This is a genomic window from Streptomyces catenulae (genome assembly GCF_000718015.1).
Classification (GTDB): domain Bacteria; phylum Actinomycetota; class Actinomycetes; order Streptomycetales; family Streptomycetaceae; genus Streptomyces; species Streptomyces catenulae.
On the sequence record NZ_JODY01000001.1, the window covers coordinates 404,628 to 428,791 of the forward strand.

Annotated in this window: 19 protein-coding genes and 1 riboswitch; of the genes, 12 read left to right on the forward strand and 7 right to left on the reverse strand. The window is 73.7% G+C overall.

Translation table 11 applies throughout. The features are described 5' to 3' along the window. Nucleotides 1-168: 168 nt before the first annotated feature. From IF23_RS0101805 to IF23_RS0101815, 3 genes are read left to right on the forward strand one after another with little or no spacing between them, the layout of a single operon-like run. Entirely contained in the window at nt 169-1,839 is a 1,671-nt protein-coding gene (locus tag IF23_RS0101805; RefSeq protein WP_245654863.1) for a SulP family inorganic anion transporter, read from the forward strand. Then, nucleotides 1,836-2,246, forward strand: a complete 411-nt coding sequence (locus IF23_RS0101810) for a pyridoxamine 5'-phosphate oxidase family protein (RefSeq protein ID WP_030278986.1) — start codon at nt 1,836-1,838, stop codon at nt 2,244-2,246. The genes IF23_RS0101805 and IF23_RS0101810 overlap by 4 nt, the downstream gene beginning before the upstream one ends. 9 nt (nt 2,247-2,255) lie before the next feature. Further along, nucleotides 2,256-2,615, forward strand: coding sequence for a zinc ribbon domain-containing protein YjdM (locus IF23_RS0101815; protein ID WP_030278988.1), 360 nt, complete (start codon nt 2,256-2,258; stop codon nt 2,613-2,615). A gap of 211 nt (nt 2,616-2,826) precedes the next feature. Here the strand turns inward: IF23_RS0101815 and IF23_RS0101820 are convergent, their stop codons facing one another. The 3 genes from IF23_RS0101820 to IF23_RS0101830 all read right to left on the reverse strand — a co-directional run bounded on the left by IF23_RS0101820 (nt 2,827) and on the right by IF23_RS0101830 (nt 5,291). Next, complete coding sequence (locus IF23_RS0101820; RefSeq protein WP_030278990.1) at nt 2,827-3,654, reverse strand: alpha/beta fold hydrolase; 828 nt, start codon at nt 3,652-3,654, stop codon at nt 2,827-2,829. A gap of 194 nt (nt 3,655-3,848) precedes the next feature. Next, nucleotides 3,849-4,421 carry a hypothetical protein gene (locus IF23_RS0101825; RefSeq protein ID WP_030278992.1) on the reverse strand — a complete coding sequence of 191 codons (573 nt, stop codon included), beginning with the start codon at nt 4,419-4,421 and terminating at the stop codon, nt 3,849-3,851. Between the two features lie 174 nt (nt 4,422-4,595). Continuing rightward, nucleotides 4,596-5,291 (reverse strand): flavin reductase family protein, encoded by a 696-nt coding sequence (locus IF23_RS0101830; RefSeq protein ID WP_030278994.1) that lies wholly within the window; start codon nt 5,289-5,291, stop codon nt 4,596-4,598. A gap of 56 nt (nt 5,292-5,347) precedes the next feature. On the opposite strand from IF23_RS0101830, the gene IF23_RS0101835 reads away from it, so the two are divergent. The 7 genes from IF23_RS0101835 (at nt 5,348) to IF23_RS0101865 (ending at nt 16,442) form a co-directional block, all read left to right on the forward strand. Further along, nucleotides 5,348-6,076 carry an ArsR/SmtB family transcription factor gene (locus IF23_RS0101835; protein WP_107126852.1) on the forward strand — a complete coding sequence of 243 codons (729 nt, stop codon included), beginning with the start codon at nt 5,348-5,350 and terminating at the stop codon, nt 6,074-6,076. Between the two features lie 41 nt (nt 6,077-6,117). Continuing rightward, the gene (locus tag IF23_RS0101840) at nt 6,118-6,972 is read left to right on the forward strand and encodes a GNAT family N-acetyltransferase (protein WP_030278998.1); all 855 of its coding nucleotides are present in this window, start codon (nt 6,118-6,120) and stop codon (nt 6,970-6,972) included. Nucleotides 6,973-7,145: 173 nt separating this feature from the next. After that, nucleotides 7,146-10,637, forward strand: coding sequence for a DNA polymerase III subunit alpha (locus IF23_RS0101845; RefSeq protein ID WP_030278999.1), 3,492 nt, complete (start codon nt 7,146-7,148; stop codon nt 10,635-10,637). 6 nt (nt 10,638-10,643) lie between these two features. Continuing rightward, nucleotides 10,644-11,633, forward strand: coding sequence for a DNA polymerase Y family protein (locus IF23_RS0101850; RefSeq protein WP_030279001.1), 990 nt, complete (start codon nt 10,644-10,646; stop codon nt 11,631-11,633). Nucleotides 11,634-11,961: 328 nt separating this feature from the next. Continuing rightward, nucleotides 11,962-13,074: a glycoside hydrolase family 43 protein gene (locus IF23_RS0101855; protein WP_030279003.1), complete on the forward strand. Its 1,113-nt coding sequence runs from the start codon at nt 11,962-11,964 to the stop codon at nt 13,072-13,074. 208 nt (nt 13,075-13,282) lie between these two features. Then, nucleotides 13,283-13,457, forward strand: a riboswitch (M-box (ykoK) riboswitch). Nucleotides 13,458-13,755: 298 nt separating this feature from the next. Then, complete coding sequence (locus tag IF23_RS0101860; RefSeq protein WP_030279004.1) at nt 13,756-15,399, forward strand: NRAMP family divalent metal transporter; 1,644 nt, start codon at nt 13,756-13,758, stop codon at nt 15,397-15,399. A gap of 353 nt (nt 15,400-15,752) precedes the next feature. Continuing rightward, on the forward strand, nt 15,753-16,442 hold the full coding sequence (locus IF23_RS0101865) for a type 1 glutamine amidotransferase domain-containing protein (RefSeq protein WP_030279006.1): 690 nt from the start codon (nt 15,753-15,755) through the stop codon (nt 16,440-16,442). A 25-nt stretch (nt 16,443-16,467) separates the two neighbouring features. Here the strand turns inward: IF23_RS0101865 and IF23_RS0101870 are convergent, their stop codons facing one another. Continuing rightward, a complete protein-coding gene (locus IF23_RS0101870; RefSeq protein WP_030279007.1) occupies nt 16,468-17,028 on the reverse strand; it encodes a hypothetical protein in 561 nt (186 codons plus the stop codon). Between the two features lie 181 nt (nt 17,029-17,209). On the opposite strand from IF23_RS0101870, the gene IF23_RS0101875 reads away from it, so the two are divergent. Beyond that, nucleotides 17,210-18,004, forward strand: a complete 795-nt coding sequence (locus IF23_RS0101875) for a 3-hydroxybutyrate dehydrogenase (protein ID WP_030279009.1) — start codon at nt 17,210-17,212, stop codon at nt 18,002-18,004. Nucleotides 18,005-18,080: 76 nt separating this feature from the next. Here IF23_RS0101875 and proP read toward each other — a convergent pair whose 3' ends face one another. The 3 genes from proP to IF23_RS0101890 all read right to left on the reverse strand — a co-directional run bounded on the left by proP (nt 18,081) and on the right by IF23_RS0101890 (nt 21,747). Then, nucleotides 18,081-19,589 (reverse strand): glycine betaine/L-proline transporter ProP, encoded by a 1,509-nt coding sequence (gene proP / locus IF23_RS0101880; RefSeq protein ID WP_211266108.1) that lies wholly within the window; start codon nt 19,587-19,589, stop codon nt 18,081-18,083. 265 nt (nt 19,590-19,854) lie between these two features. Then, a complete protein-coding gene (locus IF23_RS0101885; RefSeq protein ID WP_030279013.1) occupies nt 19,855-20,091 on the reverse strand; it encodes a hypothetical protein in 237 nt (78 codons plus the stop codon). Between the two features lie 117 nt (nt 20,092-20,208). Then, nucleotides 20,209-21,747 carry an AMP-binding protein gene (locus IF23_RS0101890; RefSeq protein ID WP_030279015.1) on the reverse strand — a complete coding sequence of 513 codons (1,539 nt, stop codon included), beginning with the start codon at nt 21,745-21,747 and terminating at the stop codon, nt 20,209-20,211. A gap of 326 nt (nt 21,748-22,073) precedes the next feature. On the opposite strand from IF23_RS0101890, the gene IF23_RS0101895 reads away from it, so the two are divergent. After that, entirely contained in the window at nt 22,074-24,164 is a 2,091-nt protein-coding gene (locus tag IF23_RS0101895; RefSeq protein ID WP_030279017.1) for a SpoIIE family protein phosphatase, read from the forward strand.

Sequence of the window (24,164 nt, forward strand, 5' to 3'; positions counted from 1 at the left end):
GCCGCTGTGTCAGGCCGAGGCGGAGTTCTTCCGGATGCCGGTCGGGGGGAGTGGCCTCCCGGCCGGGCCACGGGAAGCGGGGGTCGTCGCACCGTGAGGACATCACTGCCGTCCCGGGCATGGGGCCGGGTCCGCGGGCTGCTGCCCGACCGCGCCGATCTGGTGGCGATGGGCCGTACGCCGCGCCGCGATCTGCTCGCCGGACTGACCGTCGCCGTCGTCGCGCTCCCGCTGGCGCTGGGCTTCGGCGTCTCCTCGGGGCTCGGCGCCGAGGCGGGGCTGGCGACCGCGGTGGTCGCGGGCGCCCTGGCGGCGATCTTCGGCGGCTCCCGCCTCCAGGTGTCCGGGCCGACCGGCGCCATGACCGTCGTCCTCGTCCCGATCGTGGCGCGGTACGGGCCCGGCGGGGTGCTCACCGTCGGACTGCTCGCCGGGGTGCTGCTGATCGCGCTCGCCGTGGCACGGGCCGGGCGCTTCCTGCAGTACGTGCCCGCGCCCGTGGTGGAGGGCTTCACGCTCGGCATCGCCTGTGTGATCGCCCTCCAACAGGTGCCCAACGCGCTGGGGGTCGCCAAGCCGGAGGGGGACAAGGTCCTGGCCGTGACGTGGCGGGCGGTCGAGGAGTTCGTCCGGCAGCCGCACTGGACGGCCGTCGGCCTCGCGCTCGCCGTCGTCGTCCTCATGCTGGCCGGGGCCCGTAGATGGCCCGGCGTCCCTTTCTCGATCGTCGCGGTGGTCGTCGCGACCCTCGCCGCGCAGCTCCTCCCTCTGGACGTCGCGCCGATCGGCGACCTCCCCGCGGGGCTGCCCGCCCCGTCCCTCGCCTTCCTCGATCCGGCCGCGCTCGGTTCGCTGCTCGCGCCCGCGGTGGCGGTGGCCGCCCTCGCCGCGCTGGAGTCGCTGCTGTCGGCGTCCGTCGCCGACGGGATGACGGTCGGACGGCGGCACGACCCGGACCGGGAACTGTTCGGGCAGGGCCTGGCGAACCTCGCGGCGCCGCTGTTCGGCGGCGTCCCGGCGACCGGCGCCATCGCCCGTACCGCCGTCAACGTCCGTACCGGCGGACGCTCCCGCCTCGCCGCCCTCACCCACGCCGTGGTGCTCGCGGTGATCGTCTTCGCCGCCGCGCCGCTGGTCTCCCGGATCCCGCTGGCCGCGCTCGCGGGCGTACTGCTGGCGACGGCGGTCCGCATGGTCGAGGTCGGATCGCTGCGGGCGATGGCACGCGCGACCCGTTCCGACGCCGTCGTCCTGGTGGTGACCGCCGTCGCGACGCTCGCCCTGGACCTGGTGTACGCGGTCGTCATCGGTCTGGTGGTGGCGGGCGCGCTGGCGCTGCGCGCGGTGGCCCGGCAGTCCCGGATGGAACGGGTCTCCGCCGCCGCGCAACTGCCCGGCGAGGACCGCGCGGAGAGCCATGAACCGCTCGCCGGACACCTCGCCGTCTACCGGCTGGACGGCCCGCTCTTCTTCGCCGGTGCGCACCGCCTCCTGCTGGAGCTGTCCGAGGTCGCCGACGCCCGCGTGGTCGTCCTGCGGATGTCGCGGGTGACGACGATGGACGCCACGGGCGCGCTGGTCCTCAAGGACGCCGTGGCGGGGCTCGACCGGCGCGGTATCGCCGTCCTGACCGCGGGCCTGCGCCCCGGCCAGCGCCAGGTGCTCCACTCCGTGGGCGCGTCGGAGCTGCTGCGGGAGGGGCGCGCGTACGCCACCGCTCCCGAGGCCGTCGCCGGTGCCCGCGCCCATCTGGAGCGCACCGGTGTGCTCCCGGGGCCCGCCGCCCCCGTCCCCCCGGACGCACCCGCCCTCGCGACCCCCGAGGAGGCCGCCCGATGACGACGGGGCCCACCGCCGACCGCCGGATGCACGGCATCTCCGGCGAGGAGGCCGTGTACCTGCTGCAGGGCGCCACGCAGGGACGGCTGATGTACGGACAGCGGGAGGAGATCGCCGTCCGCGTCGCCGCACACATCCAGGAGTACGGACGGCTCATCGTCCGGGCGCCGGTCCCGGCCGCCGTCCTCGCCGGGCGCACCACCGTCACGTACCACGTCGACCAGGTGAACCCGCGGACCGGCACCGGCTGGACGGTCACCGCCACCGGCGTCGCCGAGGCCGTCCTCGACAGCGACGAGGCCGCCCACTACCGGCGCACCCTCCCGGGCTGGTCCCACGGCCCGCACGACACCCTGCTGCGCCTCCACCCGCAGCAGGTGAGCGGCTACCGCCTGGCCCGGATATAGTCATCTACTATGACTGAGAATCTCCCTCCTTGCCCCAAGTGTTCCTGCGAGTACACCTACGAGATGAACGCCTTGGTGGTGTGCCCGGAGTGCGGCCACGAGTGGGTCCCCGCCGACGGCGGTACGGAGGACGGGGAGGGCGCCGGTGAGCGGGTCGTCAAGGACGCCGTCGGCAATGTGCTGCGGGACGGCGACTCCGTGGTCGTCGTCAAGGCGCTGAAGGTCAAGGGAAGCCCGTCGGGGATCAAGGCCGGTACCAAGGTCCGCAACATCCGGCTGGTCGACGGCGTCGCCGGTCACGACATCGACTGCAAGATCGACGGATTCGGCGCGATGCAGCTGAAGTCGAGCGTGGTGAAGAAGGCCTGACCGGCCGGAGGGCGACTCTCTCCGGGGCGCCCGTTCCGCTTCTTCCGCTGTGTGAGGTGCTCGCGAACGATGGCGCCGATCTGCCGAGGAAGTCCGGGGGAGAAGAGTGAGTGCCCCATTCCCGGGATCGCCTGGAACGCGGAGTGCGGTATCTCCGCGGCGAGGGTGTTCTTCCGCGGAGGGATTTCCGCGACCGCTCGGAGTGTCCGGTTCACCCCCAGAACTCCCGCAGGGCGGCGTTGACCGCGGCGGGCTCCTGGGTGTGCGGGTAGTACCCGGGTACCCGTAGGAGGTGGGCGCCGAGGGAGGTCGTGAGGGACTCCGCCACGGCCATGAGGGGGAGCCCCACGTGCTCGCGGTATGCGGCGGGTGCGTCCTCCCAGGTTCCGCAGATCACCAGAAGCGGCAGTTCGGCGGCCCGGAGCGCCTCCAGCGGGATCTCCGCCTCCCAGACGGGCCGCTCCCGCATGGACGTGGCCACGGCGCGCAGCCGACGCGCCGTGGGCTCGGGCACGGCCATCCCCAACCCCTCGGTGGACGCCCGCAGATACTGCTCCGGCGTGATGTCGTCCGGGATGCCGGGGGCGCCGTCGCGCACCCGGTCGAGGAGACCGGCGACGACGGGGTGGTCCGCGGCGGCGGTGAAGGCGGAGGGCTGGACGAGGGCGAGGGAGCGGACGAGGTCGGGGCGGCGCGCGGCGGCGATGAGCGCGGCGACGGCGCCGTTCCCGTGCCCCACCAGGTGGGCGCCGCCGCTGCCCGTGGCGGAGGTCTCGTCGTCCAGAATCTCCACGACGTCCTCGGCGTCCACGTCGAAGTCGCTCCGCGCGGTGTCCGGGCTGTCGCCGTACCCCCGGCGGTCCATCAGGAGCAGCCGTCGGCTGTCCGCGAGCGGCCGCTGCCCGGCGAACCCGTACGCGGGGTCGCTGCCCCAGGTGAAGATGTTGTGGACGAAGAGCGCGGGGGCGGCGGCCACCGGGGGCCGGTCTTCTCGGGTCCGGTCGCGGTCATCCCACACGGTCACGTGTACGGCCGTCATGGCTCGTCCTCTCGAAACTGAAGGGTGTCAACTCCCATGAGAACAGGTCGCGTTCGGTGGTAAGCCCGGTGCCTCGCCGGAGGCGGGACGCTCCCGGTGCGGTGTGCGGGGCGGGGAACCTCTCCGGCGATCGGCGGGCGGAGCCGGTGCGTGAGCCTCGATCGCGGCTGCCCGGTACGTGGAACGGGGACCTCTCAGTCCTCGCACCCGTCGATGTCGTCGTCGCATCCGTCCACATCGCCGGGGGCGACCGCGCTGAGACGCCAGGAGATGAGCCCCATGCCGTGCTCGTCGGGGGCGATATGAGCCTTGAAGGGCTTGCCCGCGGGGAGGTCGAACCGGTCCGCCTCAAGGTCCCCGCACTCCACCCCGTAGGGCTGCTCCTCCTCACCCCGGGACAGGGTCAGCGTGAGCTCCGCGACGCCGTCCGTGTCGCAGGTGATCTCGAACCGGTACGGCTGCTTGCCGCTCGCCGGGAAGGACTTGTCCAGTCCCGAGCCGAGGTACGCGGTGCCGGAGTCGACGGGTTCCGGTTCCGTGCCGTCGTCGGCGGCGGCATCCAGCGCACGCTCCGCACGCCGCGACGCGTCGTCCGGCTCCCAGGGGCGGGTGTCCCCGGCGGACGCGGACGGTCTCGACGTCCGTGACGAGGCATCGGCGCGTTCCGACGGCTCGTTTCCGCCGCCCCCGTGCCGCCCCTCCGCGCAGCCGGACATCAGGACGGCCAGAGCGGCGACGGACAGCGGAAGTGCGTGACGTATGCGCATGTAACGACCCTATGTGCCGCGTTCCGTGAGGTCGGGCGCGTGATCCGCACCGGGCAGCTGCTGCGGTGTACGACCCGGAACGGGATGTCTGTACGACCCGGAACGGGGCGTCGGCCTCACCCTGCCGCGCGAACAGGGCCCGGCCGCCGCCGATTTCGGCCAGGCCGCCTGGTCTCAGCGGGGCGCCAGGTCGGCGAGTGCGGGATCTGCGGCAGGCCCCGTGGAGGTGCGGGGTGTCCGGGTCCGGTAGGAGTGGCCGAGTTCCGGGCCGAGGCCGAAGTAGTGGCGGAAGTTGTAGATGAGGGGGCTCCAGGCGGCGGGGTCGATGTGGTCGGTGCCCGGGACGACGATGCGGGAGTCGGCGTGCACCTTGCGCACGACTGCCTCGACGAGGACGAAGTCCCCGGAGACATCCGGCTGCACCCGCTCGGCACGGGCCTCCAACTGGATCGGGCATCCGGCGACGCGAGGCGGCCGGACCAGATGGGAGGGTTCGCCGGTCAGGCCCGCCGCGGCGAACTTGTCCGGCTCGAAGCGGCAGCCCTGGGGCTTGCCGGCGGGCACCGGATTCCGGCCGGTCAGTGGCGCCAGCCGCTCCACGGCCGGCCACTGGGCGGGGGCCGGAAGACTGATGACCAGATCGGGGCGGCTGCCGAGGTTGTACGCGGTCTGCCCTTCACGGCCCAGTCCGATCACCACCGTCTGCCCGAGGGCCCATGCGGACGACATCGGGGCAAGGTTGAACGAACCGTCCTGATTCTCTGTCGACAGGAGTACCACCGGCGTCCCGAAGTACAGGACGCTCGGCTCGATCTCCAGATGGGTGGGGGCTGTCTGCGCGGGCGGGGTGCGGGGAGGTGCTGTGTTCATGGTGAGCAGTCTCGGGGCCGGTTGTTTCGGCCGGGACCGAAGCGTCACCGGGGACAATGGACCGTATGGACATGCAGCGCGCACAGGTGGCCGGTCCCGACCTGGCCACCGTGGCGAAGCTTCTGGCCGATGGCACGCGGGCGGGTTTCTGTCTGGCCCTGCTCGACGGCCGGGCGTGGACGGCGACGGAATTGGCACGTCATATGGGTGTGGCGCCCTCGACCGCGACCGAGCACCTGCATGCGCTCGTCCGCGGACGCCTGCTGGCCGAGGAACGGCAGGGCCGCCACCGCTACGTGCGGCTGGCCGGTCCGCAGGTGGCCGAGCTGATCGAGAGCCTCGCCGCGATGGCACCCGGGCGCGCCCCGGCGCCCCGTTCCCTGTCGGCGGCCGGTCGCCGACAGGCCCTCGCCCACGCCCGTACCTGCTACGACCACCTCGCCGGGACCGTCGGGGTCGCCGTCACCGATGCGATGCTCGACCGAGGTCTGCTGGACCTGGAGCGTGGACTCGGGCTCACCGGCGCCGGAGCGACCTGGCTCGAAGATCTCGGCATCACGGTCCCGACCGGCACCCGCCGACCGTCGGTACGGTCGTGTCTGGACTGGACCGAACGCCGCCCCCACCTGGCCGGAGCCGTCGGTGCCGCCCTGTGCCGTCACGCGTTCGACACCGGCTGGATCACTCCCGTCGGCACCACGCGTGCCGTCGTGGTCACCCCCCTCGGTCGGCAGGCGCTCCGCCGCCATCTCGGCATGTCCGACCAACTCCTTTCACGGAAGTGAGGAGGGCGCTCTCCCCGCCGTACGCCGGGAAGTGATGAGGTATGCGCTCCCACGGATGGCACCTCACCCACGACATCGACGAACACCTCGGCCGCGCGGGGGACTTCCTGCGCTCCCGTCCCGCCCCGCACACCATGGCGTTGACGGTGATGGAGCGGCTGCGGAGGGACGGGCCGGATGCGGGTGGCGCCGGAGCCGTGTTCGGGCGGTTGGAGCGGGCGGGCGGGGTCCGCGCCGCCTGGTTCCGGCTCCCGGGGCGCGGGCTGAGTCCTACCGCCCTCACCCCGGAGGACGCCGATGGCCTCGCCACCCACCTGGCCGGTCTCGGGTACGCCCTCCCGTATGTCAGCGCCGACCACCGCACCGCCGCCGCGTTCGCCGATGCCTGGCGGCGGCACACCGGTGCGGCGCCGACGCTCCGCCAGCGGCTCCACCTCTACCGGCTCGGTGCGCTCACCCCGCCGGAGCCGTGTCCGGAGGGGCGGGGGCGGCTCCTGGGGGCGGCGGATCATGACGCGCTCCTGCGCTGGTGTGACGGGTTCGTCACCGCCGTCGGTGAGACCCCGGCCATCGACGCCGGGTCCTGGGCCGCCTCGCGCTTCGCCGACAAGCGCTTCACCTTCTGGGAGACGCCGGACGGCACCCCGGTCTCGTTGGCGGGGCATACGGCGTCGGTCGGCGGCATGGTCCGGGTGGATCCCGTCTACACCCCCGCCCACCTGCGGGGACGCGGCTACGCGGGCGCCGTCACGGCCGAGGTGAGCCGCGCCGCGCTGGCCGCGGGTGCCACGGATGTCGTCCTCTTCACGGACCCGGCGAACGCCACCAGCAACGCCCTCTACCGGCGTCTCGGCTACGTCCGGGTCACCGATTTCGCCGTGTACGACTTCGCGTAGGGGTGGCAGGGGAGGAGCGGCGGGCGGCACGTTCTGGTCACTCTCCGTTGTCAGCTACTGGCGAAACTGTTACTCGAACGAGCGTGCGAACATTGGGTTAGAGTGGTTCCACGGCCGGATGCCGTGGAGGTCGCAGAGACACAGAGGGGGGTTATGGGAGCCAGGAGGTGTGTATGTCGTTCACGCATCTCCATGTGGCGAGTGGCTACTCGCTGCGTTACGGGGCCAGTCATCCGCACGCCCTGGCCGAGCGGGCCGCCGAGCGGGGGCTCGACGCGCTGGCGCTGACCGACCGGGACTCCCTCGCGGGCGCGGTGCGCTTCGCGAAGGCGTGCGCGCGGGCCGGTGTCCGGCCGCTGTTCGGTACCGACCTCGCGGTGCCCGGTATCCCGGCGCCCGGGGACGGCCCGGCCGGACGGCGGCGGACCCCCGTCAAGGGCGGCACCTTCGTGACGGAGGCACCGTCCCGCGCCGTCTTCCTGGCCCGCAGCGCGCGCGGCTGGGCCGAACTGTGCCGTCTGGTGTCGGCATCGGCGGCCTCCGGCACCGGGCTGACCTGGGAGGACCTGGACCGCCCCGACGGTGAGGTGATCGTCCTCCTCGGGGCCGGTTCCGAGGTGGGACAGGCGCTGGCCGCCGGGCGCCCCGACCGGGCCGTCGCCCTGCTCGCCCCCTGGCGCGAGCGGTTCGGCGAGGCGCTGCGGCTGGAGGTGGCGTGCCACGGACGGTCCGGTACGGGGCCCGGATCGCTGCGCCTCGCCGCCCGGCTGGCGGGCTTCGCCGCCGAGCAACAGGTCACGGCCGTACTGAGCAACGCCGTGCGCTACGCCGACCCCGGTCAGGGCGAGGTCGCCGACATCCTGGACTCCGCCCGGTTGCTGGTGCCGGTCGACACCCGGGACGCGGCCCGGCTGGACGGCGGGCAGCGGTGGCTGAAGGACGCCGGGGAGATGGAGCGGACCGCCGCCCGGATCGCCGAGGCGGCGGGCGGCCGGGCAGCGGACGCGCGGCGGCTGCTGGCGGCGACGGAGGAGACCGCGGCGGTCTGCGCGGTCGACCCCGGCGAGGCGTTCGGCCTGGGGCGGCTCAACCTTCCCGAACCCGAACTCGTCGGCGCCTCCCGCGAGGTGGCCGACCGTACCCTCGCCGACCGGTGCGCGGCGGGCATGCTGAGCCGCGGCTACCACCGGGAGGCGCCGCGGTGGGACCGGCTGGAGGACGAGCTGCGGATCATCGCCGGGCACGGCTTCGCCGGATACTTCCTGACCGTCGCCGAGGTGGCGGCGCAGGCCCGGCGCCTCGGCGTCCGGGTCGCCGCCCGCGGCTCGGGCGTCGGCTCGCTCGTCACCCATCTCCTGGGCATCAGCCCGGTCGACCCGGTGGCCCACGGCCTGCTGATGGAGCGCTTCCTGTCCGCCCGGCGCTCCGCGCTGCCCGACATCGACCTGGACGTGGAGTCGGCCCGCCGCCTGGACGTCTACCAGGCGGTCCGCGAGCGATTCGGCGCCGACCGGGTGGCGACGCTCGCGGTCTACAAGACCTACCGGGCGCGCGGCGCGATCGAGGACGTGGCGCGCGCCCGGGGCATGGCCCCCGACGAGGCGGCCCGCCTCGCCAAGGCGTTCCCGCACATCCGGGCGAAGGACGTCCGGGCCGCCCTCGCCGAACTGCCGGAGCTGCGCGAGGTCGCCGCCGAGGACCACGGCCGGTTGTGGGAGCTGGTGGAGGCGCTGGACGGACTGCCGCACGAGGCGGCCATGCACCCGTGCGGCCTGCTGGTCTCCAACGCCGGACTGCTGCACCGCACCCCGGTCGCCCCGACCACCGTGGAGAACATCGCCATGTCCCAGTTCGACAAGGAGGACATCGAGGACACCGGCCATCCGAAGATCGACGTCATCGGCGTCCGGATGCAGTCGGCGCTCGCCCACGCGGTGGCCGAGATCGAACGGGTCACCGGCGAACACCTCGACCTCGACGACCCCGCACAGGTGCCGCCGGACGACCCGGCCACGTACGACCTGATCACCTCCGGGGACACCCTGGGCACCTTCCAGCTGGAGAGCCCCGGCCAGCGCGAACTGGTGCGGAACCTGCGGCCGCGTTCGTTCGGCGATCTGGCGCTGGACATCAGCCTGTTCCGGCCCGGGCCGGTGGCCGCCGACATGGTGACGCCGCTGATCGAGGCCCGCGACCGGCGCGGACGGATCCGCTGTCCGCACCCGGACCTGGAGCCGATCCTCCGGGAGACCGAGGGGCAGGTCGTCTACCACGAACAGGTCATCGCGATCATGGCGACGATGACCGGTTGCGACCGCGGCATGGCCGACGAGGCGCGCCGCGCCCTGTCCGTCCCCGAGCGGCAGGGCCGGGTCCGGGCCTGGTTCGCCGACCGGGCCCGCGGGCGCGGCTATCCGGTCCGGGCCGTGCGGGAGGTGTGGGACGTCCTGGAGGGGTTCGGCAGCTTCGGTTTCGCCAAGGCGCACGCCGCGGCCTTCGCGCAGCCCGCCTACCAGTCGAGCTGGCTCAAGGCCCACCGGATGGCGGCCCTCCTCGCCGGGCTGCTCACCCACGACCCGGGGATGTACCACAAGCGCGTCCTCGCCGCGGACGCCCGGCGGCACGGGGTGCCGCTGCTGCTGCCCGACATCAACGTCTCCCGGGCCGCACACACGATCGAACTGGTGTCCGGTAAATGGGGGGTGCGGATCGGACTTTCGCAGGTCCGCGGCATCACCGAGGCGGAGAGCGACCGCATCACCTCCGGACAGCCCTACGCCTCCCTGGAGGACTTCTGGCAGCGCGCCCGCCCCAGCCGCCCACTGGCCGAACGGCTGGCACAGGTCGGGGCGATGGACACCTTCGGCCCGCGCCGCGAACTCCTGCTGAAGATCGCCGAGCTGCACCGCTCCGGCCGCGGCCACAGCGCCGCCGCGGGCCAACTCCCCATGGAGAGCGGCGACACCGGCCCCGACCCGGACGGCACCGCACCCCCGGCCACCGGCCTCATGGCCATGGACGGCTCCGAGCAGCTCGCCGCGGAGCTGGACGTGCTCGGTATGGACGTCTCCCGCCATGTGCTGGCGGAACACCGCTCCCTGCTGGCCGACATCGGGGCCACCCCCGCCGCGGCGCTGCCCCGGCTGCGGCACGGCGCCACCGTGCTGGTCGCCGGGGTCAAGGTCGCCACCCAGACCCCGCCGATCCGCTCGGGCCGCCGCGTCATCTTCGCCACCCTCGACGACCCCACCGGCCTGTCCGACCTGGCGTTCTTCGAGGACAGCCAGGCCCGCTGCGCCCATACGGTCTTCCACAGCGGCCTGTTGCTGGTCCGCGGCACGCTGACCCGCCGCCCCCCGCGCGCCTTCGGCATCACCGGCACGGCCGCCTGGGACCTGGCCGAACTGATCGACCTGTACCGCAGCGGCGGCCCGGTCGCCGTCGCGGACCGGCTCGCCCTTCCCCGAGCCGCCGGGGCGGGGGAGACCCCGCTCACGCCCGCCGCGCGCCGGGCCGGACCGCGCCGCACCCTCGTCCAGCCGACCGGCGACACCCTCCACCCCTGGGCCGACCTGCGGCCGCCGGGCACCCCGGCCGCCCGCACCCCGCTCACGGCCCTCGACGGAAGGACCTTCCACCATGCGAGTCCCGGCAGCGCGGGGTGACCGACGATGATCCTCTACCTGCACTTCGGGAACCTGCCGCCCACCGGCGACCGGGCCGAGGCCGCGTACCGGCAACTCATCGACCTGCTCGGCGCGTTCACCCCGGTGGTTCAGGCGCTGCCGCCCGATGCGGCGCTCGCCGATGTGTCCGGGAGCGTGCGGTACTTCGACCGCGACGCCGCCGGGCTCGCGGCGCTGATCCGGATGCGGGCCGCCGCCGTCCTCGACGCCGACACGACGATCGGCATCGGCCCCAGCCCGCTCCTCGCCCAACTCGTCGCCCACCGCGGCGCCCCCGGCGCGATCCGCACCCTCCCCGACGACCCGCGGGCCGTCACCGCCTTCCTCACCGGTCTGCCCGCCGCCGCGCTCCCGGGCGTCGGCCCGGCGACCGCGCGCACCCTGGCCTCCTACGGCCTCACCACCGCCGACCGGATCGCCGCCACCCCGCTGCTCACCCTCCAGCGCATCCTGGGGACGGCGGCCGGACGCCGACTCCACCGGCGCGCACACGGCATCGACCCCACCCCCGTCCGCCCCGGCGCCCCGCCGCCGGTCTTCGCCGCCGAGCACCGCTTCCCGTACGACGAACTCGACCCCGACCGGCAGCGCGGTGCCCTGACCCATCTCAGCGAACGCCTCGGCACCCGGCTCCGCGACGCGCACCGGGCCTGCCGCACGCTGACCCTGACCGTCCAGTACGCCGACCGCTCCACCACCACCCGCGGTCGCACCCTGCCCGAACCCACCGCGCACAGCCCGCAACTCCGCGCGGCGGCCCATGCGCTGCACCGGAGCCTGGGGCTGCAGCGCGCCCGGGTCCGCCGCCTCACGCTCCGCGCCGAGGAGCTGTGCGAGGCGGACGCGGTCTCCCGGCAGCTGACCTTCGGCCCCGACGACGACAGGGCCCGCCGTATCGAGGCCGCCGCCGACCGGGCCCGGGCCCGCTTCGGCCCGAGCGTGGTACGCCCCGCCAGTACGGCCGGGATGCCGTGAGAGGGGGCGCCGTGAGACCCCGGACGGTGGGAACGGCGTCCTGGTCAACGCACCCCGTGTGACACCTCCGTCACAGGATGGGCCCCTCTGTACCGGGACAACCACGGTGCCCGGCGGGGCCGTTGACGCCTCCCGGGCCCCTCGGGAAGCTGACAGCGCGTCCTTCCCCCGCGGTCCGGCCCGCCCGGGACACGGGGGAAGGGCGCGAAGACGTCAGGGCCCCGTTCCGCAGCCTCCCGTTCGCCCCGCCCTGACCCGACGTCGCCCGTTCACCGGCGTCCCGGCCGGTCGTGCGAGGTCGCAGCGGAGGCATACCAGGAAAGAGCCCATGAAACTCTTCCGCAGCTCCGCCGGTGTCGGCGCCATGGCGCTGGCAGGCGCCCTCGCCCTCTCCGCCACCTCGCCCGACACCGCCCGCGCCGCCCCGCCCGCGAAGACGCGGGTGGCGGCGGACAAGGTCACGCCGCAGGGGCGGACGACCTTACGCGGGGCGGACCCCAGCGTGCTGAGGGTCGGCGGCACCTATATCGCCGTCAAGGCGGCGGCCGGTGGCATCGTCGTACGGCAGGCCCCGTCCCCGGACGGTCTGGCCTCGGCCCCCGCCAAGAAGATCTGGTCGAACCCGAACGGTCTGCAGGACGTCTGGGCCCCGGAGATCGTGCGGGACAACGGCCGCTACTACGTCTACTTCACGGGCGGCCGCAGCTCCGCCCACCGGATGTACGTCATCAGCTCCACCCGCCCGGACGGCGGCTACACCGCCGAGAAGAAGCTGGCCCTGCCGGACGACCGGTGGGCCATCGACGGGACGCTCTTCACCTTCGGGGGGAAGCGCTGGTTCGTCTGGTCGGGCTGGTCGGGCGGCAGCGCCAACGAACAGAACCTCTATCTGGCCCGGATGAGCGACCCGGCCACCCCGACCGGGAAGCGGTACCTCATCTCGCAGCCCCGCGAGAAGTGGGAACGGAAGAAGGGCAACCCCTACGTCAACGAGGCACCGGAGGCGATCAAGGACCCCAACGGGCAACTGCACATCGTCTACTCCGCCAACGGCAGCTGGACCGATCAGTACTGCCTGGGCGAGCTGCGGCTCAAGAAGGGCGGCGACCCGACGAAGATCTGGGACTGGTACAAGTCCAACGGCTGCCTCTTCGGCTCGCACCGCGACACGATGATGCCCGGCTGGGACCCGACGCTGCACGTCGACGGCCCAGGCCACCACACGTTCGCCCTGCTCGACGGGGACATCAACACGAGCCCGCCGGGCGGCAAGAGGTTCCCCATGATGTTCCACGCGGTCGCCAAGGGAACGCCGTACAAGTGGGCCAACCGCTACTGGTACACCGGCTCGTTCGTCTGGTGGGGCAACACCACCTACCGGCGCGCCCACGTCCCCGGACCGACCAGCGACAAGGGGTACAGCCTCAAGTTCTTCGAGTGAGCGGCCACGGTCGCCACGCCCCGTCCGCCCGCCGTCCCGGCCACCCCGGGACGGCGGGCGGACCGCTTCCCGAGCCCCCGGCCGTACGCCACGGAGGGCCCGGCGGCGGTGCGCGGAGCGTTTCCGTGCTCCTGCCCACGATGCGGTCAAGAGTCGGCAATCGGCGGCGATATCGGGGGCCGAGCGGAATAGAGTGATAAGCGTTTGAAGGGCACCTCGTTCGGTGAGGCGTCTGCACGGACACAGGCCACTGACCCGACGACGTCGAGAGACGCCCAGGTTCAGGACACCTCTCCCCGGCCCAAGGGGTGAGGCCAAGTGGCTTCCCGCTCGCGTGGGATCACGCCGTGCAGTGCCAAAGCTCTGACGAGTCGGGGTGAACCGGCCGCCCCGTGCGGGCCGGTCCGCTCCCTTGCCGTGTCGATGCCGACGTCACCCGGCGTCCCGACCGGAAGGAGGCGAGAGACATGACCAGCAGCGGCAGTGATCCGGGCCACCATCGGCCCCGCACCCGCCTGTCCTCGCATTCTTCCGGCACGCGGTAACCCTCCTCCCGCGCGGCCCGGCCGCGTCCCCGCCCTCCGCACCGCGCCACGGCGCCCGCGGCGGGCCGCGCCGCCGTGCGCGCGGAGGGCTGCCACGCGCCCCCTACCTCCCCGCACCCGGGGAACGGGAGGCACCATGACCACCGGCACGACCGGACCCACCGCGGCGACACCGCCGACCGCGGTCCTCGACGACGCCCACACCGGCGACATCCGCGGCGCACTGGGCACCATCGCCCACGGCGACACCGCACCCCGCACCGGACTCCCCGCGAAGCTCAAGACCCTGCTGGCCGTCGTCGGCCCGGGGCTGATCGTGATGGTCGGCGACAACGACGCCGGAGCCTTCGCCACCTACGGACAGGCGGGCCAGAACTACGGCACCCACCTGCTGTGGACCCTCCTGCTGCTCGTCCCCGTCCTGTATGTGAACCAGGAGATGGTGCTCCGCCTCGGCGCGGTCACCGGCGTCGGGCACGCCCGGCTGATCCTGGAACGGTTCGGGACGTTCTGGGGCGCGTTCTCCGTCATCGATCTCTTCCTGCTCAACGCGCTCACCCTGGTCACGGAGTTCATCGGCGTCACCCTCGCCGCCGGATACCTGGGACTGCCGAAGGCCGCCGCCGTGCCGCTCGCGGCCCTCACCATCGTCGCCTCGGCCTTCACCGGCTCCTTCCGGCGGTTCGAGCGCATCGCCGTCACCCTGTGCGCCGCCTCGCTGCTGCTCGTACCGGTCTACGTCATGGTCCACCCGCCCGCCGCACAGATGGCCCGCGGCTTCCTCGTCCCCGAACTGCCCGGCGGCAGCGGCACGCTCTCCACCGCCCTGCTCCTGATCATCGGCATCGTCGGCACGACGGTCGCCCCCTGGCAGCTCTTCTTCCAGCAGTCGTACGTCATCGACAAGCGGATCACCCCGCGGTTCCTGCGGTACGAGAAGGCCGATCTGTGGCTCGGCATCGTGATCGTGGTCATCGGCGCCGCGGCGATGATGGGCTTCACCGCCGCCGCGTTCGCCGGTACCCACGGCGTCGGCGCCTTCACCGACGCCTCCGGCATCGCCGCCGGACTGGCGCACCGGGCGGGCCGGACCGCCGGTGCGCTGTTCGCCGTCGCCCTCCTCGACGCCTCCGTCATCGGCGCGTTCGCGGTGTCGCTCTCCACCGCCTACGCGATCGGCGACGTCCTCGGGATGAACCACTCACTGCACCGCGGGGTCGGCCGGGCCAAGGGCTTCTACGCCGTCCACGCGGGCCTGGTGGCGGCCGCCGCGGCGATCGTGCTGATCCCCGGCTCACCGCTGGGGCTGCTGACCGAGGGCGTCCAGACCCTGGCCGGGGTGCTGCTCCCCTCCGCCACCGTCTTCCTGCTGCTGCTCTGCAACGACCGGCAGGTCCTCGGCCCCTGGGTGAACGGCGCCCGGACCAACGCCTTCACCGCCACCGTGATCGGCGTCCTGGTCACCCTGTCGGTGATCCTCACCGCCGCGGTGCTCTTCCCCGGCCTCACCGCCGCCACGATCGGGTGGCTCACAGCCGGATGCGCGGCGGCCGGACTGGCGGGCGCCGGGTACGCCGCCGTCCGCCGCCGCTCGGGCCCCGCGCGGGCGCCGGTGGACCGGACCGGCCGGGAGCGGTGGCGGATGCCGCCCCTGGCGAGCCTGGAGCGGCCGGCACTGTCCACCGCCCGCAGGCTCGGCATGGGCGCCCTGCGCGGCTATCTGCTGGTCGCGATGGTGCTCAGCGTCATCAAGATCGTCGAGGTGGCGCTCGGCCACTGAACCCGCCGGACGCCGGGGGCGGGCGCCACCAGGCCGCCCGCCCGTACGGAAGGAGGCGCACCGTGCCGAGGAATCTGCCCGTCCGCACACCTACGACGGGGCCGTCGTACGCACCGCGTTCGCCCCGGTGGCGCCGGAGCCGATCGTCCCGGACGAGGTCCGCGCGGCCCTGACGCGGTGGTTGGGCCCGGCCGACCGGCGGGCGGCCCGCCCGGTGTGAGGCGGCCGGGGCCCGCTCCGGGGGCCGCGGTGGTCACGGGTGCGGGGCCCCGCACCGTGCGGGATCGTGGCAGGGGAAACGGCGGTCCCGCGGTACGGACGCGGGCCACGGAGGAGGACGCAGGAGGATCGACATGGCGAAACTGCTCTTCGTGCTGACCGGATCTCCCTACTGGACCCTCAAGGACGGCACCCGGCACGCCACCGGCTACTGGGCCGAGGAGTTCGCGGCCCCGTACAAGGCGTTCACGGACGCCGGTCACCGGATCGAGGTCGCCACCCCCGGCGGGGTGGTGCCCACCGTCGACATGATGAGCCTCCGCCCCGACACGGCGGGTGGCGCGCAGACCGCGCTGGAGCTGGAGCGCATCATCCGTGCCGCGGAGGAGCTGCGGCGCCCGCTCCGGCTCTCCGAGATCCGGCCGGAGGAGTACGACGCCGTCTACCTCCCCGGCGGCCACGGCCCCATGGAGGACCTGTGGTGCGACGCCGACGCGGGGCGGCTGCTGACCGCGGCGCTCGCCTCGGGCCGTCCGCTCGCGGTGGTCTGCCACGCCCCCGCCGCGCTGCTGGCCACCCGGGTGCGGGGCGTCTCCCCGTTCGCCGGGTACAAGGTCACGGCCTTCACCAACGACGAGGAGTACGCCGTCGGACTGGCCCCGAGGGCCCGCTGGCTGCTGGAGGACGAGCTGAAGGAGCTGGGGGTGGAGTTCGAGCGCGGGGAGATGTGGAAGCCATACACGGTGGTCGACCGCACCCTCTACACCGGGCAGAACCCGGCCTCCGCCGGTGCCCTGGCGCAGCGGCTGCTCAAGGTGGTCTAGCCGGGCAGCCCCCGCGGGCCCCGTCTCACAGCTCCTCGGTCGACGGGTCGTCCACCGGTGTGCTGGAGTCGTCCGGCACCGGCGGGAGGTGGGACTCGTCGGGGGAGTCGGAGGGGGCGCCCGGTTCGTCGGACGGGGAGCCGGGCGCGTCCGAGGGCGGGCCGTCGGGTTCCTCGGTGTGCATCTCCAGCCGGTCCTTGCGGCAGCTGCTGACCCAGGTGCCGGTCGGGCCGCCCTCGTAGCGGCAGAGCCAGCCGTGGACCGCGAGGGAGCCGGAGGTGCCGCCGCCGTCCTGCGGGGCGCGGTGGAAGAAATCGGCCATCACGTCGTGGGCCTCACCGCAGCCCACCGTGCCGTCGGCGCCGGGGTCCGCGTAGAGCGCCACATCGTGCGCGGTGCCGAGCGCATCGCGGATCTGGCCGCACTCCACCGGCTGCCCGGGCACGGTCGGCGCGCTGCCGGACGGTGCCGGTGTGCGGCCGGGGGCGCGGGAGGAGGCAGCGGTGTCGGCGGACCGCTCGCCGCCGGAGCACGCCGTGGCGGCGAGGGCGAGCAGCACGGTCGGCACGGCGAGCAGTCGGCGCATGGTCGGACCCCCTGGTGTCGGTGGCGCTGCATCTTCGGACGGTAGGAGCCCGGGAGCGGTACGGCGATCCGGGGCGGCCGACCGGGTGAGCGCCCCGGGGCCGGACGGGGCGGCGCGGGCGGGCTCCCGGGGGCGGCGCGAACCCTTCGGGGCCCGTCGGCCCGGCCCGTAAGGTGCCGACATGACCATGATGGGAACACCCGGACAGGTATCCCTCGAACTCGGCGGCCGGACGGCGCTGGTCACCGGCGCCGCCGGTGGCATCGGCCGCGCCTGCACACTGCGGCTGGCCGCCGCCGGTGCGACCGTACGCGCCGTCGACCGCGACGAGGCGGGGCTGACCCGCCTCCTCGACACCCTCCCCGACGGCCTGCCCGGCGCCGTCGAACCCCGCACCCTCGATCTGACCGACCTCGACGCGGCCGAGCGGGCCGCCGCCGGGTGCGACGTCCTCGTCAACAACGCGGGCATCCAACTCGTCCGCCCCATCGAGGAGTTCCCGCCCGAGACGTTCCACGACGTGCTGACGATCATGCTGGAGGCGCCGTTCCGGCTGATCCGCGGCGCGCTGCCGCACATGTACGGCGCCGGGTGGGGCCGCATCGTCAACCTCTCCTCCGTCCACGGGCTGCGCGCCTCGCCGTACAAGTCCGCCTACGTGGCGGCCAAGCACGGTCTGGAGGGTCTGTCGAAGACCGCGGCGCTGGAGGGCGCCCCGCACGGCGTCACCTCCAACTGCATCAACCCCGGCTATGTCCGCACCCCGCTGGTCGAGGGGCAGATCGCCGATCAGGCCGAGGCGCACGGCATCCCCGAGGAGCGGGTGCTCAAGGAGGTACTGCTGGTGCGGTCCGCGATGAAACGCCTGGTGGAACCGGCCGAGGTCGCCGAGATGGTGGCGTACCTCTGCTCGCCGGGGGCGGCGTTCCTCACCGGCGCGTCGCTGTCGCTGGACGGCGGCTGGACGGCCCACTGAGCACGGCGGTCCGGAAGCCGCCGTCCGCGCCCGTGCCCCGCTCCCCGTCACCGGAGGGCGGGGCACCACCGTGCGGTCAGCGGGCCCAGGGGTGGCGCAGCCGGATCCACAGGTCCCGGGCGCGGCGCCCGGCCTGGGTGCGGCTGCGGGCGACGAGTTGGCGCGCCTGCTCCGAGGTCTCCACCATCGGGCCGGAGCCGCGCAGCGGCTTGCCCGCCGTCTCGTGCAGGAAGAACGTCGCCACCAGACCGATCAGCCCCGCCACCATCAGGTAGTACGCCGGGACCATGGTGTCGCCGGTCGCCTGGACGAGGGCGGAGGCGAACAGCGGCGTCGTCCCGCCGAAGAGCGACACGGAGATGTTGAAGGCGATCGACAGCGCGCCGTACCGCAGCCGGGTCGGGAACAGCGCGGGCAGTGTGGCGGCCGAGGTCCCGGCGAAGCAGACCAGCAGCAGGCCCAGGATCAGACAGCCGAAGGCGGGCAGCAGGATGCCCCCGGCGCGGATCAGCAGCACCGCGGGCGCCGCCAGCAGGATCAGCGCGATGCTGCCCGCCATGAACACCGGTCGCCGCCCCCAGCGGTCCGAGGTGCGGCCCACGGTGGTGATCGTCAGCACCACCACGATCATCGTGCCGAGCACCAGCAGCTGGGCGGTGAGGGCGTCCTGATGGAGCGTCTCGCTCATGAAGGTCGGCAGGTACGACGTGACCATGTAGTTGGTGACGTTGTAGAGCAGCACCAGCCCCATGCAGATGAGGACCGCCTGCCAGTGGCGGGTGAAGATCTCCTTCAACCGGCCGTGGCCGGACTGCCGGGCCACCTCGACGGGGTCGTCGCCGCCCTCGCTGCGGATCTTCTCCGCCTCCTCGCGCGCCGCCTCCGCCTCCCGCTCGAACGCCGGTGTCTCCTCCAGGTGCAGCCGCATGTAGAGCCCGATCAGCCCCAGCGGCCCGGCCAGTATGAACGGCAGCCGCCAGCCCCAGTCCGTCATCCCGTCGTCACCGAGGACCGCGGTGAGGACGGTGACCAGCCCGGAGCCGAGCGAGTAGCCGACGAAGGTGCCGAAGTCGAGCCAGCTGCCGAGGAATCCGCGCCGCTTGTCGGGCGCGTACTCGGCGATGTACGTCGTGGCGCCCGCGTACTCGCCGCCCGTCGAGAACCCCTGGACGAGGCGGCAGACCAGCAGCAGGAGCGGCGCGGCGAAGCCGATGGCCGCGTAGGTGGGCAGGAGCCCCACCGCGAAGGTGCTGATCGCCATCATGATCATGGTCGCGGCGAGGACGCGTTTCCGGCCGATGCGGTCGCCGAGCGGCCCGAAGACCAGTCCGCCCAGCGGCCGGACGAGGAAGGCGGCGGCGAAGGTGGCGAACGCGGAGACGACCTGGGCGCCGGGGGAGCTGGCGGGGAAGAAGACCTTGCCCAACGTCCCGGCCAGATAGGCGTAGACGCCGAAGTCGAACCACTCCATCGTGTTGCCGAGCGCGGCGGCGGAGACCGCGCGGCGGACCTGGGGGCGGTCGGCGACGGTGACGTCCGCGGCGCTCAGGGCGTGCTTGCGGCGGCGCAGCAGGATGCGGAGCAGGCGGTCGTTGACGGCGTTGCCGCGGGCGGCGCCCCGTCGCGGCTGCGGTGTGCGGCGTCCAGGGGCCATGTCACCCGGTCCATGACGGTGTCGAGAGGATCATTAGGACGGATTATTGCCCGCAATGTCCTATTCGGTGGTGGCTCCATCGGCCCAGCGTGTCGTCCACCGGGGTGGCGGTCGCCGTGGGTACGGGAACCGGCCGCCACCCACGGGGGTGGCGGCCGGTGTCGTGCCGGTCCCGCTCAGCGGGCGGTGGACCGGATTACTTCCACTCGTCCAGCCACTTCAGGCTGCCGCCCTGGCAGCCCTCGCCGAAGACCGGGTTACCGGCGATGATGGCGGCGCCGAGGCCGCAGGCGCCGAATGTGGCGTCGCCGCTGGAGTGGGTGGAGTGGTCGTCGTGGTGGTCCTTGTCGCCACCGGCCATGGCGGAACCGGCGCCGCCCAGGACGATGGCGGCGGCGAGGGCGGTGGCGGAGAGGACGGCGCGCATGCGCATGAAGACTCCTGAGGGTGCGGGGATGCGATCGCTTCACTGATCACCCCGGCCCACCTCCCGTGAAACGTGCGCGCACCTTCTGCTCGGCCGATCGCGTGACCGATTCCCCCGGCGAGGTCAGCGCCCCGCCGCGGCCTCCTCGGCGGCCGCCCGCAGCCGCTTCTTGTCGGGCTTGCCCGCGTCGGTGAGCGGCAGCGCGTCCAGGAAGGTGATGCGGGCCGGTTCGTACATCGCGCCGCGGGTGTCCCGGACCAGGGTGCGCAGCTGCGCCTCGTCGACGTCGGCGCCGGGCGCGAGCACGACGGCGGCGTGCACCCGCTCCATCCGGTCGCTGTCGCGGACGCCGAAGACGGCGCTCTGGCGGACCTGCGGATGGGTGTTGAGCAGGTCCTCCAGCTCGGTGGTGTACACATGGCCGCCGACCACGACGATCATGTCCTTGATGCGGTCGACGATGGTGACGTAGCCGTCGGCGTCGAGGAAGCCGATGTCGCCGGTGCGCACCCAGCCGTCCCGCATGACCTCGGCGGTCAGCTCCGGCTGCTTCCAGTACCCCTTCATGGTCATGTCGGAGCGCGCGCACAGCTCGCCGGTCTCGCCGACCGGGAGGTCGTTCCCGGCCTCGTCGCGGACGGCGACCTCGACGCCGGGGATGATCTTTCCGGCCGAGCGGAGCCGGTCCGGGCGCGCCGGGTCGTGGTCCGCGGGGGTGAGGACGCTGACGCCGCCGGCCTCGTTCTGGCCGTAGACCTGCATCAGCACCGGGCCGAACCGCTCGACCGCGTCCACGAGGCGGGCGGGCGACGCCTGGCAGCCGCCGTACGTGAGGAAGCGCAGGCTGCTGACGTCGGTGGTCGCCGCGGCCGGGTGGTCGATCAGCTCGTAGAGCAGCGGCGGCAGGACGAAGAGGTGGGTGATCCGCTCGCGCTCGACGGTGGCGAGGACCTCGGCCGGGTCGAAGTCGTCGTGCAGGACGACGGTGCCGCCGTGGTGCAGCACACCGTCGGCCAGCAGGCCCGCGGCGTGCGCGAGGGTGGTGCAGACGAGCTGGCGGGGCGCCTCGACGTCGAACATCCCGCCGCGGTCCCAGCGGCCCTGGTCGAAGGTGCTGCAGATGCCCTTGGGGTGGCCGGTGGTGCCGCCGGTGTGGCGGATGAGGCAGATGTCGTCGGGGCGGGCCTCGCTCGCCACCGGCTCGGCGCTCTGCGTGGCGGCCAGCTCCAGCAGATCGCTGCCGGTCTTGGCGGGGCCGAGCATCAGCACGTCCGGGCCGGGCGCCAACTCGACCAGCTCGGCGGCGCGTTCGGCCTGCCGCGGGTCGACGATCAGCGCCCGGGTCTCCACATCGCGCACGATGGCCGCCTGCGCGGAGACGGAGAGCTTGTTGTAGAGGTGGTTGATACGGCAACCGAGCAGGCCGACGGCGTAGCGCGCGGCGATGACCTCGGGGAGGTTGCCGCTGAGCAGGGTGACCGTGTCGCCGCGGGTGATGCCCCGGGCGCGCAGGGCGCGGGCGAGGCGGTGGACGAGGTCGCGCAGCTCGCCGCCGGTGATCCGGCGGCCCTGGTGGATCAGTATCTCGCGGTCCGGGTGGGCCGCGAGGATGTCGAGGTTCTCCTCCACGTGCGAACGGAAGGGCGGGGCGGCTGCGGGCATGGGGGGATCCTCCTGGAACCGGCGACGGATGCGCGGAAAGGGCGGTGTAAAGAAAGAATTAGTTGCTAGAGGCAACTAAAAGGAGCGTAGTGGCTCGCGAATCCCACCTCCAATCGGAGGGGCGGGATTCGGACGTCTGCGGCCACCACCCCGCACCGACCCCGAAAGCCCACGCCACAGCGGTGCGGCGGGGCCCCGGAACCCCGCCGCACCGCCCGGCCATGGCCGACTCGGCGCCCGCGAGGGATGATGGTGCGCAGCGCAGCACGGCGGAAAACGGACGGTGCCCCGGGGCGCCGCCCGCTACCGGCGGAAGGAGAGCCCGGATGGGGGCGACCGACCCGTTCCCCGGCGATGTGGGCCCCGCCGGGGCCGCACAGGGGGACGCGGGCGGCCTGCTCGACGCACTGGGCGTGGCGGCGGTGGTCCTCGACGCGCGTGGCCGGATCACGCTGTGGAGCCCCCAGGCCGAGGCACTCTTCGGCTGGAGCGCCGCCGAGGCGCTGGGCCGCCTCGCCGCACCGCTGCTGGTCCCGCCCGAGCAGACCGACCTCGTCCTCCAGCTCTTCGGCCGGGTCATCGCCGACGGCACCACCTGGGCCGGGTCCTTCCCGGTCCGCCACAAGGACGGCACCACCCGCCTCGTCGAGTTCCGCAACATGCGCCTCACCGACGCCGAGGGCCGCGTCTACGCCCTCGGCATGGCCTGCGACAGCCAACTGCTGCGCCGCACCGAACGCGACCTCGCGCTCTCCGTCCGCCTCGTCGCCCAGTCCCCGATCGGCCTCGCCGTCCTCGACACCGACCTGCGGTACGTCATGGTCAACCCGGCGCTGGAACGTCTCAACGGCCAGCCCGCGGGCGCCCAGCTCGGGCTGCGCCCCGACGCCTGTCTGCGCTTCCTCGACACCGACATGCTGATGACCAGCATGCGCAAGGTCCTCGCCACCGGCACCCCCCGCCTCGACCAGGTCACCGTCGGCAGCCCGCCCGACGACCCCGGCACCGAACACGCCTGGTCGGTCTCCCACTACCGGCTGGAGGGCCCCGGCGGTCAGGTGCTCGGCGTGGCCTCCTCGGTGCTGGACGTCACCGACCACCACCGCGCCGCCACCGAGGCGGCCCGCGCCCGCCGCCGCCTCGCCGTCATCGCCGACGCCTCCGCCACCGTCGGCACCACCCTCGACGTCGACCGCACCGCCCGCGAACTCGCCGACGTCGTCGTCCCGGAGCTGGCCGACCTCGCCGCCGTCGACGTCCTCGACACCGTCCTGGAGGGCCGCCGCCCGCTCCCGCCCGTCCCCGACGGCCCGGTGCGCTTCCGCGCGCTCGCCGTCGCCAGCGCCCGCCCCACCGAGGCCGAGCGGGCGCTCGACCCGGCCGGACAACTCGCCTCCTACGACGCCGAACGCGTCATCACCCGGTGCGTCACCACCGGCCGCCCGGTCCTCCTCGCCCGGGTGCGCCCCGCCGACCTGCCGCGGATCGCCGCCGACGAGGACGGCGCCGAGGCCCTGGCGCGCGCCGGGCTCCGCTCCTACCTCGGCGTCCCGCTGATCGCCCGCGGCGATGTGCTCGGCGCCGTCTCGCTCTACCGGGTCCGCAACGACGCCCCGTTCGACGAGGACGACGTGGTCCTCGCCGTCGAACTCGCCGCCCGCGCCGCCGTCTGCATCGACAACGCCCGCTCGTACCAGAGCGAACGCCGCACCGCGCTCGCCCTCCAGCGCCATCTGATGAGCGAGGCGCCCGCCCAGCCCACCGGGATGGCCATCGCCCACCGCTACCAGCCGGCCCGCGCCGCCGGGGAGGTCGGCGGCGACTGGTTCGACGCCCTCGCGGTCGCCGGTGACAAGACCGCGCTCGTCGTCGGCGACGTCATGGGCAGCGGCATCAACGCGGCGGCCACCATGGGACAGTTGCGCACCACCACCCGCGCCCTCGCCGACCTCGACCTGGAGCCCGCCGAGGTGCTGCGCCACCTCGACCACGCCGCCGCCGGACTCGACCCCGCCTTCGCCACCTGCGTCTACGCCGTCTACGACCCGCACGCCGGGGAGTGCAGGCTGGCGAGCGCCGGACATCTGCCGCCCGTCGTCGTCCGCCCCGGACCGCGCCCCGTCCTCGTCGACCTGCCGACCGGCGCACCGCTCGGCGTCGGCGGCGTCCCCTTCGAGCAGACCGTCGTCCCGCTCCACCCCGGCGACCGGCTGGTGCTCTACACCGACGGGCTGGTGGAGACCCGCGACACCGCGATCGACCGCCGCCTCGACTGCCTCGTCGACCTGCTCGCCGAGCCCCACGACGACCTGGAGGAGCTCTGTGACCATCTGCTGGCCGCGCTCCGCCATCCGCACGACCACGACGACGTCGCCCTGCTCATCGCGCACGCCACCGGCCTGACCCCGCGCACCTGA

Bases quoted from the DNA above. Each gene is read 5' to 3' on its own strand.
- IF23_RS0101890 (WP_030279015.1), bottom strand. From the start codon at position 21,747: ATGCCCGCAGCCGCCCCGCCCTTCCGTTCGCACGTGGAGGAGAACCTC.
- IF23_RS0101835 (WP_107126852.1), top strand. From the start codon at position 5,348: ATGGACCGTATGGACATGCAGCGCGCACAGGTGGCCGGTCCCGACCTG.
- IF23_RS0101870 (WP_030279007.1), bottom strand. From the start codon at position 17,028: ATGCGCCGACTGCTCGCCGTGCCGACCGTGCTGCTCGCCCTCGCCGCC.
- IF23_RS0101850 (WP_030279001.1), top strand. From the start codon at position 10,644: ATGATCCTCTACCTGCACTTCGGGAACCTGCCGCCCACCGGCGACCGG.
- IF23_RS0101875 (WP_030279009.1), top strand. From the start codon at position 17,210: ATGACCATGATGGGAACACCCGGACAGGTATCCCTCGAACTCGGCGGC.
- IF23_RS0101895 (WP_030279017.1), top strand. From the start codon at position 22,074: ATGGGGGCGACCGACCCGTTCCCCGGCGATGTGGGCCCCGCCGGGGCC.
- IF23_RS0101815 (WP_030278988.1), top strand. From the start codon at position 2,256: ATGACTGAGAATCTCCCTCCTTGCCCCAAGTGTTCCTGCGAGTACACC.
- IF23_RS0101805 (WP_245654863.1), top strand. From the start codon at position 169: ATGGGCCGTACGCCGCGCCGCGATCTGCTCGCCGGACTGACCGTCGCC.
- IF23_RS0101845 (WP_030278999.1), top strand. From the start codon at position 7,146: ATGTCGTTCACGCATCTCCATGTGGCGAGTGGCTACTCGCTGCGTTAC.
- IF23_RS0101885 (WP_030279013.1), bottom strand. From the start codon at position 20,091: ATGCGCATGCGCGCCGTCCTCTCCGCCACCGCCCTCGCCGCCGCCATC.
- IF23_RS0101855 (WP_030279003.1), top strand. From the start codon at position 11,962: ATGAAACTCTTCCGCAGCTCCGCCGGTGTCGGCGCCATGGCGCTGGCA.
- IF23_RS0101810 (WP_030278986.1), top strand. From the start codon at position 1,836: ATGACGACGGGGCCCACCGCCGACCGCCGGATGCACGGCATCTCCGGC.
- IF23_RS0101830 (WP_030278994.1), bottom strand. From the start codon at position 5,291: ATGAACACAGCACCTCCCCGCACCCCGCCCGCGCAGACAGCCCCCACC.
- IF23_RS0101840 (WP_030278998.1), top strand. From the start codon at position 6,118: ATGCGCTCCCACGGATGGCACCTCACCCACGACATCGACGAACACCTC.
- IF23_RS0101860 (WP_030279004.1), top strand. From the start codon at position 13,756: ATGACCACCGGCACGACCGGACCCACCGCGGCGACACCGCCGACCGCG.
- IF23_RS0101865 (WP_030279006.1), top strand. From the start codon at position 15,753: ATGGCGAAACTGCTCTTCGTGCTGACCGGATCTCCCTACTGGACCCTC.
- IF23_RS0101825 (WP_030278992.1), bottom strand. From the start codon at position 4,421: ATGCGCATACGTCACGCACTTCCGCTGTCCGTCGCCGCTCTGGCCGTC.
- IF23_RS0101820 (WP_030278990.1), bottom strand. From the start codon at position 3,654: ATGACGGCCGTACACGTGACCGTGTGGGATGACCGCGACCGGACCCGA.